The following is a 17,674-nucleotide window of genomic DNA, read 5'->3' on the forward strand; positions in this document are numbered from 1 at the left end:
CTCACGGTGGAGGGGGAGCCATGGAACTGGCCAAACGCGTCATCGACATCGCCGGGGCCACCGGGATCCTGCTGGCCACCGCGCCGGTCACCGCCTACGCCGCCTGGCGCATCAAGCGCGAGGACGGCGGTCCGCTGCTGTACCGGGGCGAGCGGATCGGCCGGCACGGCAAGCCGTTTGCCATGCTGAAATTCCGCAGCATGGTCCTGGACGCCGAACGCCTGGGCGGCCCCTCCACCGCCGACGACGACCCGCGGCTGACCGCGACCGGCCGCATGCTGCGCCGCTACAAGCTCGACGAGCTCCCGCAGTTCCTCAACGTGCTCAGGGGCGAGATGAGCCTGGTCGGCCCCCGCCCGCAGGTCGCCTCCGACGTGCGCCGCTACACCGACCGTGAGCGCCTGCTGCTGAGCGTCAAACCGGGCATCACCGACTGGGCGTCGATCGTCTTCCGCGACGAGGGCGCCATCCTGGCCGGCAAAGCGGACCCCGACGCCGCGTACGACGAACTGATCCGCCCCCGGAAGATCGCCCTGGGCCTGGCCTACGTGGAGAACCACTCCCTGCGTACGGACCTCAAGATCCTGATCCTGACGGCCCTGGCCATCGCCGGTGTCTCGCGGGTCGACGACCTGATCCCGGCGACTCCCCTCCCAGGCCTTCCGGTTGCCTGAGGCGCTCCGCTCCCTGTTCCGCAGCGTCCCCGCCGTCGTCCGCCGGGACTACGTCTCCTCCACGGCCATCCACTGGCTGACGCTGGCCTCCGGCCTGCTGCTGTTCCACCTGGTGGCGCGGCGCGCCGGCCCCGCCGGCTTCGCCTACTACCAGGTGGCCCGCGGCGTCGTCGCCACCCTCCAGCCGTTCGCGCTGCTGGGCCTGGTCCCCGCCCTGCACCGCTACCTACCGAGGGCCGGGGCCGGCGCCCGCATGCTGGCCCGCCAGTCCTTCCTCACCCAACTGGTCCTGATGGACCTGCTGGGCCTGCTGGGCCTGCTCGTGGCCGACGACCTGGGCCGCCTGCTGGGCATCCCCGGCGGCGCCACGTCGGTCCGCGCCGTCATCATCCTGCTGGCCGGCAACTGCCTCTGCGTGACAGCGGTGGCCGCCCTGCGCGGCTGCGGCCAGGTGACCGCGGCCAACCTGGCCTGGCTCCTCGGCCTGGGCATCCTCCCGGTCGTGGCGTTCGCCCTGACCGACCGCATGGAACTCTTCCTGGCCCTGCAGGGCATAGCCATGGTCATCATCGCGGTGGCCGCCATAGCCGTGGCCCGTCCCCCACAGTCCCACCAGGCCGCGTCCCCGTCGTTCCGCACGGTGGTGACCTTCGGCCTGCGGCGCGCCCCCGGCGACATCGCCCTGCCGGCGCTGTTCTCGTTCCCCACCTTCTACGCCGCCGCCGCGGCCGGCCCCGGCGACCCCGACGCCGGCTACGTCGGCTTCGTCACCTCGGCCATCACCCTGATCTGCTCGCTGTTCGGCATGCTCACCCCCGTCCTGCTCCCCCGCCTGAGCGGCGCCTTCCACACGACAGGCGTCGGAGCCGAACTCGGCCGCGGCCTGAAAACCCTTCCCGTGGCCGCCGCCGTCCTGACGACCCCGGTGACCGGCCTGCTGTTCCTGACGGCCCCCACGATCGTCCACAACTTCCTGGGCCTGGACTTCACCGAAGCCATCCAGGCCCTGCGCCTGGGCCTGCCCGCCGCCATCCCCTTCGCCGTCTTCTACGCGTCCCGCCCCACCTTGGACGCCCTCGCCGACTCCCCCATCGTCAGCCGCCTCTTGCTGGCCTGCCTGGCCCTGCAGATCGCGGCCACGCTCACCCTGGGCACCCTGCTGCCGCCGGCCACCGCGGCGCTGGCCGGCCTGAGCGTCGGCGCGATCACGCTCGGGGCGCTGTCCTACGTCGCACTCCTGCACACCATCCCGGCCCCGAGGATCTCGACGACGTAGGCGGCCTCACTCAGCGGTGCCGGACAATATCGCCAGGCCGTCGGCCGACAGACCACACCGAACCGCGGAATCATCGTGTTCGATCGCCGACTTACCGTCCTTGCCCTTCTTACCGAGGAAGTCGACGGTCTCCTTGCTGCCCTTGACGAGCTCCCGATACTTCAGAATGACTTCCGCGCAATAGCCCGGCGGGGGTGGAGCCGGTGCGTCGTCGGTGATCAGCGATGCTCCGAAAGCCATGACCGAGGCGACGACGGCGCCCGTTCCGGCGATGCAGGCGACCAGCACACTACGATCCGGCCGCGCGTCGAGCGGTGACACCGCGCGCTCGGGCTTGCCCGGCGGCTGCACTCCGGCCCTCCGCCTAGCCATCGGCGGCGTCTCGCCGGGACTGCCGTGCCCACGGCGGCTCGGGCCAGGGCTCATCGTGTGGCTCGTCCCAGGAGTCGTCGGGCCGTGCGAACTCCGGGAAGGAGGCCCCGGAGGAGAAGTCTCTCGACCGCGCGGACGACAACGCCCCATGCAACCTGTCGGCGGCGGCCGCCTCGCCGGATCGGGCCAGCGCATCGCGCACGGCGATTCCGAACTCGATCTCCTCCCGGCTGGGCGAGAGATCCCCGTTCACCGCGTCGTCGAAATGCATGGCCAGCAGCTGAGCGCTGCGGCCGATGCGATAGCGCCGCCCGGCGGCGACCACCAGCGCCCCCAGAGCGACAACAGTCAGAACGATGGCGGCTCCGATGAGCCAGCCGATGCGCTGGTCGGCTCTGAACGCTCCCTTGACCGCCGCATATACGCAAACAAACGCGGTGAGGGCCGCCCCGATCAGGGCCGCACCGTGCGCGGCGATCAAGCCCGGACGCGTGGCCGGCCGCCGGATGCTCCGATTGTCGCCGAACGCTGAGACCGCCGATCGGAGGCCGGACGGAGACCCCGCGCCCTGTTTGTCGCGGCCGACAACGGGTGGCCCTCCGGCGGTGGCCGCAACCGGCGTTCGCTCGAGGCCCGCGACCTCTTCCAGCAGCCTCCGCACCTCAGGAGCGGTGAGGCGTTCTTGGGGGCGATGCCGGAGAAGACCGGCCAGCACCGGCGCCAGCGGGCCGGCTCGCACCGGCGGGTCGGGCGGTTCCGTCGCCAGCGCCGCCAGGGTCGCCATGGCGCTGCCCCGCGCGTAGGGCGAGTGCCCCTCGACCGCCGCGAACAGGGTGGCGCCGAGCGACCACAGGTCCGATGCGACGGTGGACGTGCCGTCCCGGGCCCGTTCCGGCGACACATACTGCGGAGAACCGACGATGAGGCCCGGCCCGGTCACCGATCCGTCGTCGAGGAAGGTGGCGAGCCCGAAGTCGGTCAACTTGGCGTGGCCGTCGTCGCCGATCAGCACGTTGTGCGGCTTGACGTCGCGATGCAGCACCCCCACTCGATGCGCGTCGGTCAGCGCGTCGAGCAGGTCGAGGCCGATGCGGGCGGTCCGGTCCGGCGGGAACGGGCCGTCCTCCGCGATCATCTTCTGCAGGGAACGGGACGGCACGTACTCCATCACGATCCAGGCCAGGGCATCGGTGCTGACCACGTCGTAGACCCGCACCACATGGGGGCTGTTCAGGCGGCCCGCGCTGCGCGCCTCGCGCAGGGCACGGTCCCGCAGCCGGCGCCGCTCGTCGTCGCTCATCCACTCGGGAGGGACGAGTTCCTTGATGGCGACGTCCCGGTCGAGCAACTCGTCGCGCGCCAGCCACACCCGGCCCATGCCGCCGGTGCCGATCAACTCGACAAGACGATAGCGGTCGGCGACGAGCGTCGGCCTGACCGTCATCGAGCCTCCCACTCGTCGGCTGACGACAGGATAGGGGCCGGCGGCCGGTTGCCGGCCTCACGACCACCTTCCGGGCGGCCGATGTCATCGTCTCGGATGACGCGGCGGGTGGAGGACCGGCCCTGGTGCTGCCGAATTCCGGGTGAGTTCTGCAGTGGCGCGAGGACGGCTTCTGACGGGAGCTGAGCGGCCTTCAGCATCGCGCCGAGCTCGACGGGGTCTTCCAGCCGGCCGACGACGAGTGGGTCCGCTGGAGCGGCACCTCCTATCAGCAGGCCCGGGGTGGGCGCGGCCCGGAGCCGACGTGGTGGGTGACCTACGGCGAGCTGACCGGGACGAAGGCGCCGGCCGTCCTGCTCGCCGACGGGCAGCGGCCCGCCGTGCTTGTGGTGGGAATGGTGTGGGCCGCCGAATGGTGGTCCGGCCAGCAGGAGTTCACGATTTCGCAGCCACCGGGGTGAGGGCCGCCTAGCCTCAAAGGCGATGAGCGCGGTGCGGCCCAGTGTTGTGCGGCCCAGTGCTGTACGGCCCAGTGCTGTGCTGGTGGGTGCGGCGTTCGTGGCGACCCTGGCCGGGCATTTCACGCTGGAGCGGATCGGGCTCAGCATCCCCGTTCTCAACGACGTGCGGGTTCTTCTGTTCACCGCCGTCGTGCTCAGCTTTCTGCTCGAGCAGCACCACGCCGGGGAGAAGGGGCGCTGGCTCGACCGTGGGGCCTCCCGCGCGCTCTACCCCGTACTGCTGCTGCTGGGCTATCAGATGTTGTCGGCGTCGTGGGCGCCGCGCGGGGCGATCATCAATGACGTTCTCAGCGACCTGGTCTCGATGGGCGTGCTGCTCGTCGTCTACGCCAATCTGGCCGTCTGGGACCGGGACCGGGTCATCAAGATCACGTTCGCGCTCCTCTACGTCGCGGGATGGCTCTATTTTCTGTACGCGGCGTCGGGGCGCGGCCACACGGCCAGCGGGCGGTGGGCCGCGTTCGGTGGTGGCCCCAACGTCTTCGTCCGGGTCATGGTGCTCGGGATCTTCGCCGCGGCGTACTTCTACTTCCGCTACAACGGCAAGCTCGTCTGGCTGATCGGGGTGCCGCCCTTCCTCGTCGGTGCGCTCGCCTCCGGCTCCCGGGGTGGCCTGGCCGCGCTGGGTATCGCCACGGCCGTGGCGCTGCCCTCGCTGTGGCCGACGATCCGGTCGATGCGGTTCGTCAAGGCCGTCATCGCTCTGGCCATCCTGCTCGGGGTGCTGTGGAGCCTCATCGGGGCGATGGTGACCGACCTGCTGAACAACCGCCTGGTGGCGACCACCCTGCAGAACCGGTACACCTCCGACCGGGACGTCCTCTACGAGAAGGGGGTCGAGGTCTTCACCGAGCGGCCGATCCTCGGCTCGGGGGTGCACGGCTTCTACGCCATCACCAACCTCGGGCCGGGCGAGCGCTACGTGCACAACCTGCCCCTGGCGGTGGCGGCCGAGGGCGGGGCGGTCGGGCTGATCCTGCTGCTGTTCGCGTTATGGGCGCTGCGCACCGAGTACGCCCGGCTGCCGGCGCGGCAGCGCTCCCTGGAGAGCCGCGCCGCCGCCTACGCGGGCATCTTCGTCCTGGGCGCCAGCCTGTTCTCCGGCGACTACTACGACGCCCGCCTGATGTGGATCCTGTGGCTGCTGGCCGCCATCCACCCGGCGAGCGAGATCATCCGGAACGCCGGGTCGACGCCTCTGAAGGCGCGCCACCCGTCGGCGCCATGACCCGGCGCCGCCGCGTCCCGGGGCTGCGACGGGTTGGCGAGATGGTCGCGCCGAGCAGGGTCACATAAGTTTCGGCGTGCGCGGAGAGGGTGTACGGATCCGGCTGTTTCGCGCCGCCTCCACAAGAGCACGAATACGACGAGAATCTGCCTCACGCACGTCCCGCGCGATAGAGCGCCAGGGCTTTTCGCACATTGACACATGCAGTGACGATGTTCGAATTAGTCGCGCTATTGACGCTGACCGGGCGTGTAACAAGACCGAAACGGAGGGTTTCTCAGGTTCCCGCGGGATGGTGGGATGAGACCGCCGCCACACCAGAAGGGAACGACCCCCATGCTCAACCTCTCGATCCTTCTCGAGGACAGCGCCCGCACCTTCGGAGATCGGGCCGCGGTCGTCCTCGGCGAGCGGCGCTTGACGTACGCGCAGGTGAACGCCGCCGCCAACCAGGTGGCCAACCTGCTCGTGAGCCGCGGCATCCGGCCCGGTGACAAGGTCGCGCTCTCCTGCCCCAACCTGCCGTACTTCCCGGTCGTCTACTACGGCATCCTCAAGGCGGGCGCGGTGGTGGTGCCGCTCAACGTGCTCCTGAAGGGCCGCGAGATCGCGTACCACCTGAAGGATTCCGAGGCCAAGGCCTACTTCTGCTTCGAGGGCACGGCCGAGCTGCCGATGGGCGCGGCCGGTTTCGAGGGCTTCGGGCAGACCGCGGGCTGCGAGACCTTCTTCCTGATCACCGCCGACCCGGCCGCGCCGTCGCCGATCGACGGCGCCGAGACGCTCGGCCAGGGCCTGGCCGGCCAAGAACCGGTGTTCGAGGCGGTGCAGCTGCCCGAGACCGACCCGGCCGTCATCCTGTACACCAGCGGCACGACCGGGCAGGCCAAGGGCGCCGAGCTGTCGCATTCCAACCTGCTGCTCAACGCGCTGACCTGCAACCGGCTGTTCGGCAGCCCGGTCGGCACCGACACCCATCTGCTGGTGCTGCCGCTGTTCCACTCGTTCGGCTCCAGCGTCAACATGAACGCCGGCTTCGCCACCGCGTCCACGCTCGTGCTGCTCCCCCGCTTCGACGCGGCGGCCGCGGTCAAGCTGCTCGAGACCGAGAACGTCACCTTCTTCGCCGGCGTCCCGACGATGTACTGGGGCCTGCTCAACGCGCTCACCGACGACGTCGACGTGGCGCGGATCGCCGGCAACATGCGGGTCGCGGTCTCCGGCGGCTCCAGCCTGCCCGTCGAGATCATCAAAGAGGTCAGGGAACGGCTCGGGGTCACCATTCTCGAGGGGTACGGGCTGAGCGAGACCTCGCCGGTGGCCACGTTCAGCGATCCGCACAGCGACCCGCGGCCGGGCTCGATCGGCATCCCGATCTGGGGTGTCGAGGTGAAGCTGATCGACCCCGAGTGGAACACGATCGAGGGCGCCGACGAGATCGGCGAGATCGCCATCCGCGGCCACAACATCATGCGCGGCTACTACAACCGTCCCGAGGCCACGGCCGAGGTCGTCCGGGACGGCTGGTTCCGCAGCGGCGACCTGGGCCGGCGCGACAAGGACGGCTTCTACTACATCGTCGACCGGGCCAAAGACATGATCATCCGCGGTGGCTTCAACGTGTACCCGCGCGAGATCGAAGAGGTGCTGATCACCCATGAGGCGGTGTCGCTGGCCGCGGTCATCGGCGTGCCGCACCCCAGCCACGGCGAGGAGATCAAGGCGTTCGTGATCCTCAAGCCGGGCGCCACCGTCACCGAGGACGAGCTCGTGGCCTGGGGCAAGGAGCAGATGGCGGCGTACAAGTACCCGCGCGTGGTCAGCATCGTCGACGCGCTGCCGATGACCGCCACCGGCAAACTGCTCAAGCGGGAACTGCACTAGAGGTTGCGCCCATGCACCACAGTGGGGGCGCACAACAGCATTCGGGACGGGGGCAAGTTTGAGTACTGCGGTGGTCACCCGGCCCGAGACGGCGGGCCTGCTCACCCGCGTCCGGGGTCTGCGGCACACGTCCCCCGGCCGGCTCAAGCTGCTGCTCGCCACGCTGCTCACGCTCGGGCTGCTGGCCGGCCTGGTGGCGGCCGTGGCCGGCCAGTCGGCCCGGGCCGGCACCCACGACCTGGGCGGCCGGGCCCAGCCGCTGCTCATCGAGGCCGAGACGATCTACTCGGCGCTGGCCGACGCCGACACCACGGCGGCGCAGGGATTCCTCGAGGGCGGGCTGGAGCCGGCCACCCTGACCGAGCGCTACGACGACGATCTGCAACGGGCCTCGACCGCGCTCACGTCGGCCGCACGCCGCACGCCCGCCGAGGGTGCGGCGGCCGACGCGGTGCGCACGCTGAGTGCCGGCCTGGCCGAGTACTCGGCGCTGGTCGCGACCGCGCGGGCGAACAACCGCCAGGGCCTGCCGGTCGGCGCGTCGTACCTGTCGGAGGCCTCGAACCTGAACCGGGAGACCCTGCAACCGCAGGCGCGGGCGCTGTTCCGCACGGCTCAGGGCGAGGTCGGCGACGGGTACGGCGCGGCCGGGGCGGCCGGCTGGATGAGCCTGCTGCTGCTCCTGCTCGCCGGGCTGCTCGTCGCGCTGCTGCTCACCCAGCGCTACCTGAGCCGCCACACGCACCGCACGTTCAACGTGCCGCTGGTGGCCGCCACGGTGGTGACGCTGGGGCTGACCGTCGGCGCTCTCGCCGTGGTCGTCAACCAGCAGAACCATCTCGGCCTGGCCGAACAGGAGGGTTCCGGCCCGGTGGCGTCGATCGCCGAGAGCCGCATCCTGGCGTTGCAGGCGCGCGGCGACGAGGCGCTGACGCTGGCCGCCCGGGGCAGCGGTGCCGCCTACGAGAGCGACTTCGACGCGGTGACCAGCCGGCTCACCGCGGGCGGCGGCCCGCTGGTGAACGAGTACGCCCGGCTCGACCCGCGGCTCGGCACGCTGATGGGCCGGGCCGCCAACTCGTACCGGGCCTACGTGGCCACGCACGACCAGGTGCGGGCGTTCGACGACAACGGCGAGTACGACCGCGCGGTCGATCTCGCCATCGCCCCGACCACGACACAGACCTTCGAGAGCCTGCGCAGCGACCTGAACTTCGCCCTCGAGGACCGCAAGGCGTTCTTCAACGACCAGATCGGCCAGGCGGCGGGCGGGCTGGGCCCGCTCACCGTCCTCGGGCCGCTGCTGGCCTTGCTGATCGCCGGCCTCGCCTACGTGGGCCTGCGGGCACGACTGGAGGAGTACCGCTGATGCGCCGGACCGCCGCGATCACCGCCCTCGTGCTCACCTTCGGCCTGGCCGCGTGCTCGGCCGACTCGTCGCCGCTGTCCGGCGACATGGCCACCCAGCCTCGCGTCGACGTGCCCGCTCCCGCGCCGGCCCAGGGCGCGGGCAAGGCGCCGGCCTGTGATCCCCGCGCCAGCCTGCCGCCGTTGGCCACCCTGCCCAAGCCGGGCGGCGCGATGCCCGCGGGCAGCTACATGGAGAAGATCCAGCGGCGGGACCGGCTGATCCTCGGCACGAGCCAGGACACGCTGCTGTTCAGTTCGCGCAACCCGTTCACCGGCAAGATCGAGGGCTTCGACGTCGACATGGGCCGGCAGGTCGCGGCCGCCATCCTCGGCGACCCGAACAAGATCCAGATCAAGGTCATCGGGTACGACCAGCGGGTCAGCGCCGTGGTGAACGGCGACGTGGACATCGTCGCGGACACCATGACCGCGAACTGCGAACGCAAACGGGACGTGAACTTCTCCACCATCTACTACGAGGCCGGGCAGCGGGTGCTCGTGTCCAGCAGCTCCCCGGCGACGAAGATCGAGGACCTCGGCGGCAAGAAGGTCTGCTCGGTGCGGGGCTCCACCTCGTACGACAACATCGCCAAGGTGAAGTCCAAGGTCAAGCCGGTCGCGGTGGCCCGATCGGCGTTCGGCGACTGCCTGGTGGCGTTCCAGCGCAACGAGGTCGACGCGGTCACCACCGACGACACCATCCTGGCCGGCATGGCCGCCCAGGACCCGTACGCCAAGGTCGTCGGCCCGAAGTTCACCCAGGAGCCGTACGGTATGGCGATGCCGAAGCAGCATCCCGAGTTCACCGCGTTCGTCAACGCGGTGCTGGCCAAGAACCGGGCCGACGGCACCTGGCAGAAGACGTACGACAAGTGGCTGGGCGCCCAGGCTCGATGACCGCTGAGACCTATGCCGCGGCCGAGGCCGAGCTGCTCCGCCTGCAGACGGCGGTCGCGGCCATCTCGACCAACCTGGTCGACCTCGACGACAACCCGGCCCGCAAGGAGCTCGACCGGACCCGGCTGACCGGGCGCACCGCCGCCGCCTGGGCCGGCGCCTCCGACGCGCTGACCCGGCTGTGGGACGGCTACCGGCTGCTGACCGAGCTGATCGGCCGGGCCCGGGCGATCAGCGGCCAGCGCCGCGTCTCCGACGCCGAACGGGCCGAGTTCATCCACCAGGTGCTGGGCGAGTCGATCACCCTGTCGACCGAGGTGGTGCCGCTGGCCCAGCGCGGCCTGCTCGGCCCCGGGCACGTCACCACGGTGTGCACGCCGGCCGAGCTGCTGTCGGCGATGGAGCGGGCCTTCACCACGGCCGTCGCCGTCGCCACCCGGGCCGGTGAGGTGTGGGACAAGATGCTGCCGGCGGCCGCCGACGCCGCGGCCGCCCTCGACCACGTCCGGCGGCTCGGCGGTGACACCGTGGCCCTGGCCGAGGCCGACCGGCTGCTCGGCGCGTTCACGGCGACGCTGGCCGGCGATCCGCTGGGGGTCGACGAGCGGGACCTTCAGGCCGTACGGGCCCTGATCGAGCGCGCCGACGCCGAACGCACCTCGGCCACCGAGCTCCGGGCGGCCCTCGAGCAGCGCCTGGCCGACGCCCGGCGGCTGCTGGCGGATCTCGCCTCGGCCGCGGCCGCCGCCGAGAAGGCGCAGGAGGCGGCGGCCGACCGGTTCCGGGCCCGCGACCTGTTCGTGGTCGGCGGCGGCGACCTGCGGCCCGACCTGGCCGCCATCGAGGCGCTGGCCGCGGCCGGGCACTGGTCGCTGATCAGCCCGAGGCTGGCCGAGTGGACGCGCCGGGCCCGCCAGCGCCTGGCCGCCCTGCGCGAGTCGACGACGCACAACGCCGGGCTGCTGGCCGCCCGCAACGAGCTGCGCGGGCGGCTGGACGCCTATCAGGCCAAGGCGCTGAGCCGTGGGCTCGGCGAGCACCCGTCCCTGGTGCTGCTGCACGACGCGGCCCGCACGGTCCTGTACACGGCGCCGTGCGACCTGACCACGGCCCGCGCGGCCGTCAACGCCTACCAGGATGCGCTCACCGCCACGATCGCGAGGAACGGCCGATGAAGTGCCAGCGGAACTGCCCCGGAACCCTCGAGGACGGCTACTGCGACACCTGCGGGATGGCGCCACAGACCACGCCGGCCACCGCGCCGTCGGCCGTCGCTTACAAGCCCGCCCCGGTGCCGACCTCCGTGCCGCAGCAGCGCACGGCGACCGCGCCCACCACACCGACCACGCCGACCACGCCGACCGGCCCCTCGGCCCGCACGGGGGCGCTCTCCACCCGTACCTCCGGAAGCGGACGGGCCGGCAGTTCCCGCAGCGCCTCCCGGCGCCGCTTCGGCGGCGGCCTGGTCGAGGTCGAGCCGATCGTGCAGGCGGATCCGTCGACGGCGGTGATGGCCCGGGCCGAGGTGCCCGAGGACAAGCGGTACTGCGCCAAGTGCGGGCAGCCGGTCGGCCGGGCCCGCGGCGACCGCGAGGGGCGCACGTCCGGTTTCTGCCCGCACTGCGGCGAGCAGTTCAACTTCACGCCCAAGCTGGTCAAGGGCGATCTGGTCGCCGGGCAGTACGAGGTGGTGGGCCCGCTCGCGCACGGCGGCCTGGGCTGGATCTACCTGGCCGTGGACAAGAACGTCTCGGACCGCTGGGTGGTGCTCAAGGGCCTGCTCAACTCCGGCGACGACGACGCGCTGGCGGCGGCCGTGGCCGAGCGGCGGTTCCTGGCCGAGGTCGAACACCCGAACATCGTCAAGATCTACAACTTCGTCGAGCACGACGGCGCCGGCTACATCGTCATGGAGTACGTGGGCGGCGAGTCGCTCAAGGGGATCCTCAAACAGCGGCGGCCCGAGCCGCTGCCGGTGGACCGGGCCCTCGCGTACCTGCTGGAGATCATGCCGGCCTTCGGCTACCTGCACGACCGGGGCCTGATCTTCTGCGACTTCAAGCCGGACAACGTGATCCAGTCCGGCGACCAGATGAAGCTCATCGACCTCGGCGGCGTGGTCCGCTTCGACGACCTGGACGCCGCCATCTACGGCACGCTCGGCTACCAGGCGCCCGAGATGGCCACCGCGGGCCCGTCGATCGCCTCGGACCTTTACACCATCGGCCGTACGCTCGCCGTGCTCACCACCGACTTCCGCGGCTACCAGAGCACGTTCAAGGAGAGCCTGCCCGACCGCGGCGAGTTCGAGGTGTACCGCCGCCACGAGTCGTTCTACCGGCTGCTGCAGCGGGCCACGCGCACCGACCCGGCCGAGCGGTTCGTCGACGCCGGCGAGATGACCGAGCAGATGCTGGGCGTGCTCCGGCAGGTGCTGGCGGCCGGCGGCACGCCCCACCCGGCCACGTCGCGGCTGTTCACCGGCGAGATGCGCACCGACCTGAAATCGGACCAGCCGCGCTGGCAGGACCTGCCGACCCCGCTGATCGACCTGACCGACCCGTCGGCCGCGTTCCTGGCCTCGGTCACCGTCACCGACCCGGCCGAGGTGCTGGCCCTGCTCAAGGGGGCGCCGGTGGAGACGCTCGAGGTGCGGCTGCGGGCGCTGCGGGCCGAGATCGACCTGGCTCTGCGGCACGGCTACTTCGACGACGCCCGGGCGGCCCGCGACGCGCTGATCCGCAGCGAGGGGGCCGACTGGCGGATCGCCTGGTACGACGGCCTGCTCGCGCTGGCCGTGGAGAACTACGCGTACGCGCGGGAGCGGTTCGACGCCGTCTACTCGGCGCTGCCGGGCGAGCTGGCCCCGCAGCTGGCGCTCGGGCTGGCCCTGGAACTGGCCGGGAACCACCAGGCCGCGGCCGGCTACTACGACGTGGTCAGCCGCACCGACCCGGCGTACACGTCGGCCGCCGCCGGCCTGGCCCGCTGCCGGCTGAGGACCGGCGACCGGGCGGGCGCCGTCGAGGCGTACAACCGGGTCCCGGGCACCTCCGCCGCCTACCGCAGCTCCCAGGTCGGCGCGGTGCTGGCGCTGGTCCAGTCGCACCCGAGCGCGGCGGCCGACGTCGACTCCCTGGCCGCGGCGGCCGCGCTCATCGACCGCCTCGAGGTGGAGGCCGCGCAGCTGGCGGCGCTCCGGGTCGAACTGCTCGAACAGGCCCTCGAGACCATCAAGGGCGGCGCCAAGCTGCCGGCCGCGGTCCTCGGCGCGAGCCACACCGGTGACGTCCGCGAACGGGAGGTGCGCTTCGCGCTCGAGGCCGGATACCGGGAGATGGCGCGGGCGGCGCACGGGCCCGACAAGATCGCCCTCGTCGACCTGGCCAACGCGGCCCGTCCCCGGACCCGTACATGAACGGCGTACTCTCTGAAAATTTGCACCACTACGACGGCGAGGCACGATGACGATGACCGAGTGCGCCTCGTGCGCCGATGAGCGCGCGGCCGGGGCGGCCTTCTGCGAGAGCTGCGGACGGTCGCTGTCCGCCGGCCCGGCCTGCCCGCACTGCGGCGCCGCCGGCGCGGTCGGCGAGGACGGCTACTGCGAGCAGTGCGGGATGCTCGCCATCCGGCCCCGCGACCACCTCGAGGTCGACGGCGGCGAGGTGGCGGCCGCGGCCACCGACCGCGGGCAGCGGCACCACCGCAACGAGGACGCGATGTGGCTGGCCGTGCGCGGCGCCGACGTCGACGTGGTCGTCTGCGACGGCGTCTCCTCGTCGTTCGACCCGGACGTGGCCTCGGCGACCGCGGCCGGCGCGGCCGGTGAGGTGCTGGCCGCCACGGGCGACGTGGGCGAGGCGATCCTGACCGCGAAACAGGCCGTGGCCGACCTGGCCGCCGGCGGCGACCCCCGGCGCGCGGTCTCCAACCCGGCCTGCACGATCGTCGCGGCCGTGGTGCGCGGGTCCGAGGTGTCGTACGGCTGGATCGGCGACAGCCGCGCCTACTGGATCGGTGCGGAGGGACCGGCCGAGCAGCTCACCGAGGACGACTCGTGGGCCACCCACGTGATCGCCCTCGGCGTCGACCCCGAGGTGGCGATGCGCGACCCCAAGGCGCACGCGATCACCGGCTGGCTCGGCGCCGACGCCGGCTCGGTGCAGCCGCGCGCGGCGTCCTTCACCGTCACCGAGCCGGGTCACCTGGTGCTCTGCAGCGACGGGCTGTGGAACTACCTGACCGACCCGGCCGCGTTCGCCGCCGCCGTCCGGACCGGGTTGCACGAGCACGGCACTCTGATCAACGCCGCCCGGTACCTGACCGACTACGCCAACAACGCCGGCGGCGCCGACAACATCACCGTCGCCCTGATCCCCGTCCAGCCGCTCGCAGAGGAGTAGGGATGTCGTACACCGCCGAGGCCTTCCAGAACGAGTACCTCGCGCTCGGCGCGGCCGAGGTCAACGCGATCGTCACCGTCACCTCGTCCGGTTCCGAGGGCGGCCGCCGCACGTCCGGCGCCACCGAGATCATCATCGTCGACGCGTCCGGCTCCATGCAGGCCGAGGGCCGTATCACGGCCGCCCGGCAGGCGGCCAAGGCGGCCGTGGCCTGCATCGACGACGGCGTGCACTTCGCCATCATCGCCGGCGTCGGCACCGCCCAGCAGCTGTTCCCGGCCCCGGGCCAGCTCGCGGTGGCCTCGGCGCAGACCCGGAACGAGGCGTCCTGGTCGATCGACCGCCTGCAGGCCAGCGGCGGCACCGCGATGGGCGCGTGGCTGCTGCTGGCGGCGCAGCTGTTCGCGCAGCGCCCCGGTGACATCTCGCACGCGATCCTGCTGACCGACGGCGACAACGGCGAACGCCAGGGCTATCTGGAGAGCGTGCTCGACTCGATCGCCGGCCGCTTCACCGTCGACTCCCGGGGCGTCGGCACCAACTGGAAGGTGCCCGAGCTCCGCAAGATCGCGGACGCGATGCTGGGCACCGTCGACATCGTGGCCGAGCCGGACGGGCTGACCGCGTCGTTCGAGCAGATGATGACGAACGCGATGGGCAAGACCAGCGCCGACGTGCAGCTCAAGGTGTGGACGCCGGTGAACGCGACGGTCCGGTTCGTCAAGCAGGTCGAGCCGCAGGTGGCCGACCTGACCGGCAAGCGCGTGCCGGACGGGCCGCGGGCGGCGCGCTACCCGCTCGGCTCGTGGGGCCGGGAGAGCCGCGACTACCACATCTGCGTCGACGTGGCGCCCGGCAACGCGGGCGACGAGATGCTGGCCGCGCGCGTGTCGGTCGTCGAGGGCGACACGGTGCACGCGCAGTCGCTGGTGCGGGCGGTGTGGACCGACGACACGGCCCTGTCGACGCGAATCAACCGGCAGGTGGCCCACTACACCGGGCAGGCCGAGCTGGCCGACGCGATCCAGGCCGGCATCGAGGCCCGCAAGGCCGGCGACGACCGTACGGCGACGCTGAAGTTCGGCCGGGCCGCGCAGCTGGCCCACGCCAGCGGGAACACGGCGACCGAGGAACTGCTGGCCACCGTCGTCGAGATAGAGGACGCGGCCACGGGTACGGTCCGGCTGCGCCGCAAGGTGGCGGCGGCCGACGAGATGGCGCTCGACACCCGCTCGACGAAGACCGTGCGGGTGGGGCGCGGCCAGTGACCACGTACGCCTGCCCCAAGGGTCACGCCTCCGAGACCGACGACTTCTGCGACATCTGCGGCGCCAAGATCGGCGGCGTACCGGCGGTCGAGGCTGTCGTCCCTTCGGGCACCATCGACCTTCCCACCGCCTCGCCGGCGCCCACCGGCGGGGCGCCCTGCCCCCACTGCGGCACCCCGCGCGCCGGGACGAGCCGCTTCTGCGAGGACTGCGGTTACGACCACAGCACCGGCCGGGTGCCCACGCTGACCGAGCCGGCCGCCGAGGCCGCGCCGGCGCAGGGCTGGACGGCCACCATCGAGGCCGACCGCAAGTACTTCGAAGAGAACGCCATCGACGGCATCGAGTTCCCCGCGACCTCCGCCTCGCGGACCATCCCGCTGCCACCGCCGCAGATCCGGATCGGCCGCAAGAGCACGTCCAAGGGCACCCATCCCGAGGTGGACCTCTCCGACGACGACCCCGGCGTCTCGCACAGCCACGCCCTGCTGACGCTGAGCGTCGACGGCGTCTGGCTAGTCTCCGACCTGGGCTCCACCAACGGCACCTACATCAACGACGAGCAGACCCCGCTGACCGCCGGCGACTCCCGGGCCCTGAAGGACGGCGACCGGGTCCACGTCGGCGCCTGGACCACCCTGACCCTGCACGCCCCCGCATGAGTGTCGACCCGGTGGCGCACAACCGGGCGGCCTGGGACCGGCAGGTCGATCAGGGCAACGAGTGGTCGCGGCCGGTCTCCACGGAGACGGTCGCCCGGGCCCGGGCCGGTGACTGGTCGATCGTGCTCATCGGCCACCGGCCCGCCGACCGCTCCTGGTTCCCCGCCGACCTGGCCGGGGTGGACGTGTTGTGCCTGGCCTCCGGCGGCGGCCAGCAGGGGCCGACGCTCGCCGCGGCCGGCGCCCGGGTCACCGTGCTGGACAACTCGCCGCGCCAGCTCGAGCAGGACGAGCTGGTCGCCCGGCGTGACGACGTGCCGCTGCGGACGGTGCTGGGCGACATGCGCGACCTGTCGGCGTTCGCCGATTCCTCGTTCGACCTGGTCGTCAACCCGGTCTCGAACGTGTTCGTCCCCGAGCTGGGCCCGGTGTGGCGGGAGTGCTTCCGGGTGCTGCGACCGGGCGGGGCGCTGCTGTGCGGCTTCCTCAACCCGGACGTCTACCTGTTCGACCACGAGGCGCTGGACCAGCGCGGCGAGCTGGTCGTCCGGCACCGGCTGCCGTACAGCGACCTCACCCACGTGCCGGCCGCCGATCGCGAGCGGCTGTTCGGCCTGCACGCGCCCCTGGAGTACAGCCACAGCATGGGCGAACAGCTCGGCGGGCAGCTGGCCGCCGGCTTCGTCATCACCGCGTTCGAGGAGGCGCCGCACCACTCGGACGCCACCGCGGGCTGGCTGCCCGGCTACTTCGCGACCCGCGCCGTGAAGCCGGAGTGACGCCCGGGTGACATGTCTCGCGAGTCGGAGCCGCGGGGCGGGCCGCCCGTGCAGGATGGAGACGTGGAGACGGATCTTCAGCTGGCCCAGCGGGCCGCCCTGACCGGGGCGACGGTGGCCCTGCCCCACTTCGCGGCCCTGGCCGATCTGCCCCGGGAGCTCAAGGCCGACGGGTCGGTGGTCACCGCGGCCGACCGGGCCGTCGAGGCCGCCATCCGCGAGGTGCTGGGCGCCGCCCGGCCCGGCGACAGCATCCTCGGCGAGGAGGAGGGCCAGACCGGCGAGGCCGGCGGCCGCCGCTGGATCATCGACCCGATCGACGGTACGGCGTTGTTCGTGGCCGGCGACACCCGCTGGCTCATCCTCATCGCCCTGGAGGAGGCCGGCGAGATCACCACCGCCGTGGCCGCCCATCCGGCGCAGGGCAGCCTCTGGTGGGCCGCCCGCGGCGACGGCGCCTTCGAGGGGCGCGTCGTCGGCGGGCGGGTGGTCGCCGAGACCCCCGTCCGCGTCACCTCCGACGGCGCCGAGACCCTGGCCGGAAGCCGCTTCGCCGTGGTGCCCGAGGACTGGGGCAAGGAACTCGTCGCGCCCATCAAGGCCCTGACGCCCGCGATCGCCTGGCCCATCCACCCCGCCCTCATGATCGCCCGGGGGGATCTCGACGTGGCGGTGCAGACCGGCGGCCAGATCTGGGACTTCGCCGCCACCTCGCTCATCGTGCGGGAGGCCGGCGGCACCTACAGCGGCATCGACGGCCGCCCCTCCCCCGGCCCCGGCGCCTCGGTCTACGCCCGCGGCGAGCCCCTGAGGCGGGCTGTGGTCGATCTGGTCAGCACGCCGGTGCGATGAT

Annotated in this window: 15 protein-coding genes and 1 pseudogene; 14 read left to right on the forward strand and 2 right to left on the reverse strand. The window is 72.2% G+C overall.

The genetic code is table 11. From position 1 onward, the window contains the following. Positions 1 to 20 precede the first annotated feature (20 nt). Together ACGFJ7_RS12170 and ACGFJ7_RS12175 are read left to right on the forward strand one after the other, a co-directional pair. On the forward strand, positions 21 to 674 hold the full coding sequence (locus ACGFJ7_RS12170; RefSeq protein ID WP_360248921.1) for a sugar transferase: 654 nt from the start codon (positions 21 to 23) through the stop codon (positions 672 to 674). Next, positions 667 to 1,950, forward strand: a complete 1,284-nt coding sequence (locus tag ACGFJ7_RS12175) for a lipopolysaccharide biosynthesis protein (RefSeq protein ID WP_392642193.1) — start codon at positions 667 to 669, stop codon at positions 1,948 to 1,950. The genes ACGFJ7_RS12170 and ACGFJ7_RS12175 overlap by 8 nt, the downstream gene beginning before the upstream one ends. A 6-nt stretch (positions 1,951 to 1,956) precedes the next feature. On the opposite strand, the gene ACGFJ7_RS12180 is transcribed toward ACGFJ7_RS12175, so the two are convergent. Together ACGFJ7_RS12180 and ACGFJ7_RS12185 are read right to left on the reverse strand one after the other, a co-directional pair. Beyond that, the gene (locus tag ACGFJ7_RS12180; protein ID WP_360248915.1) at positions 1,957 to 2,301 is read right to left on the reverse strand and encodes a hypothetical protein; all 345 of its coding nucleotides are present in this window, start codon (positions 2,299 to 2,301) and stop codon (positions 1,957 to 1,959) included. Between the two features lie 652 nt (positions 2,302 to 2,953). Then, positions 2,954 to 3,766, reverse strand: a pseudogene (locus ACGFJ7_RS12185) (serine/threonine-protein kinase); the annotation flags it as partial. Between the two features lie 311 nt (positions 3,767 to 4,077). Between ACGFJ7_RS12185 and ACGFJ7_RS12190 the strand changes: the two are divergent. The 12 genes from ACGFJ7_RS12190 to ACGFJ7_RS12245 all read left to right on the forward strand — a co-directional run bounded on the left by ACGFJ7_RS12190 (position 4,078) and on the right by ACGFJ7_RS12245 (position 17,673). Beyond that, positions 4,078 to 4,227, forward strand: a complete 150-nt coding sequence (locus tag ACGFJ7_RS12190) for a hypothetical protein (protein WP_360248912.1) — start codon at positions 4,078 to 4,080, stop codon at positions 4,225 to 4,227. 22 nt (positions 4,228 to 4,249) lie between these two features. Next, positions 4,250 to 5,515 (forward strand): O-antigen ligase family protein, encoded by a 1,266-nt coding sequence (locus ACGFJ7_RS12195; protein WP_392642194.1) that lies wholly within the window; start codon positions 4,250 to 4,252, stop codon positions 5,513 to 5,515. Positions 5,516 to 5,851: 336 nt separating this feature from the next. After that, on the forward strand, positions 5,852 to 7,399 hold the full coding sequence (locus ACGFJ7_RS12200; RefSeq protein WP_360248906.1) for a long-chain fatty acid--CoA ligase: 1,548 nt from the start codon (positions 5,852 to 5,854) through the stop codon (positions 7,397 to 7,399). A gap of 58 nt (positions 7,400 to 7,457) precedes the next feature. Next, on the forward strand, positions 7,458 to 8,768 hold the full coding sequence (locus tag ACGFJ7_RS12205; RefSeq protein ID WP_392642195.1) for a hypothetical protein: 1,311 nt from the start codon (positions 7,458 to 7,460) through the stop codon (positions 8,766 to 8,768). Further along, the gene (locus ACGFJ7_RS12210; protein WP_360248900.1) at positions 8,768 to 9,706 is read left to right on the forward strand and encodes a glutamate ABC transporter substrate-binding protein; all 939 of its coding nucleotides are present in this window, start codon (positions 8,768 to 8,770) and stop codon (positions 9,704 to 9,706) included. The genes ACGFJ7_RS12205 and ACGFJ7_RS12210 overlap by 1 nt, the downstream gene beginning before the upstream one ends. After that, positions 9,703 to 10,881 carry a hypothetical protein gene (locus tag ACGFJ7_RS12215; protein ID WP_392642196.1) on the forward strand — a complete coding sequence of 393 codons (1,179 nt, stop codon included), beginning with the start codon at positions 9,703 to 9,705 and terminating at the stop codon, positions 10,879 to 10,881. Before ACGFJ7_RS12210 ends, ACGFJ7_RS12215 begins: the two co-directional genes overlap by 4 nt. Beyond that, the gene (locus ACGFJ7_RS12220; protein WP_360248894.1) at positions 10,878 to 13,124 is read left to right on the forward strand and encodes a tetratricopeptide repeat protein; all 2,247 of its coding nucleotides are present in this window, start codon (positions 10,878 to 10,880) and stop codon (positions 13,122 to 13,124) included. The genes ACGFJ7_RS12215 and ACGFJ7_RS12220 overlap by 4 nt, the downstream gene beginning before the upstream one ends. A 46-nt stretch (positions 13,125 to 13,170) precedes the next feature. After that, positions 13,171 to 14,112, forward strand: coding sequence for a protein phosphatase 2C domain-containing protein (locus ACGFJ7_RS12225; RefSeq protein WP_360248891.1), 942 nt, complete (start codon positions 13,171 to 13,173; stop codon positions 14,110 to 14,112). A gap of 2 nt (positions 14,113 to 14,114) precedes the next feature. After that, positions 14,115 to 15,380, forward strand: coding sequence for a VWA domain-containing protein (locus ACGFJ7_RS12230; protein ID WP_360248888.1), 1,266 nt, complete (start codon positions 14,115 to 14,117; stop codon positions 15,378 to 15,380). Continuing rightward, entirely contained in the window at positions 15,377 to 16,042 is a 666-nt protein-coding gene (locus ACGFJ7_RS12235) for an FHA domain-containing protein (RefSeq protein ID WP_360248885.1), read from the forward strand. Before ACGFJ7_RS12230 ends, ACGFJ7_RS12235 begins: the two co-directional genes overlap by 4 nt. Then, positions 16,039 to 16,821 carry a class I SAM-dependent methyltransferase gene (locus ACGFJ7_RS12240; RefSeq protein ID WP_360248882.1) on the forward strand — a complete coding sequence of 261 codons (783 nt, stop codon included), beginning with the start codon at positions 16,039 to 16,041 and terminating at the stop codon, positions 16,819 to 16,821. Before ACGFJ7_RS12235 ends, ACGFJ7_RS12240 begins: the two co-directional genes overlap by 4 nt. 63 nt (positions 16,822 to 16,884) lie before the next feature. Further along, a complete protein-coding gene (locus ACGFJ7_RS12245; protein ID WP_360248879.1) occupies positions 16,885 to 17,673 on the forward strand; it encodes an inositol monophosphatase in 789 nt (262 codons plus the stop codon). Position 17,674 lies beyond the last annotated feature (1 nt).

It is taken from the genome of Actinoplanes sp. NPDC048988, from assembly GCF_043197815.1.
GTDB lineage: Bacteria > Actinomycetota > Actinomycetes > Mycobacteriales > Micromonosporaceae > Actinoplanes.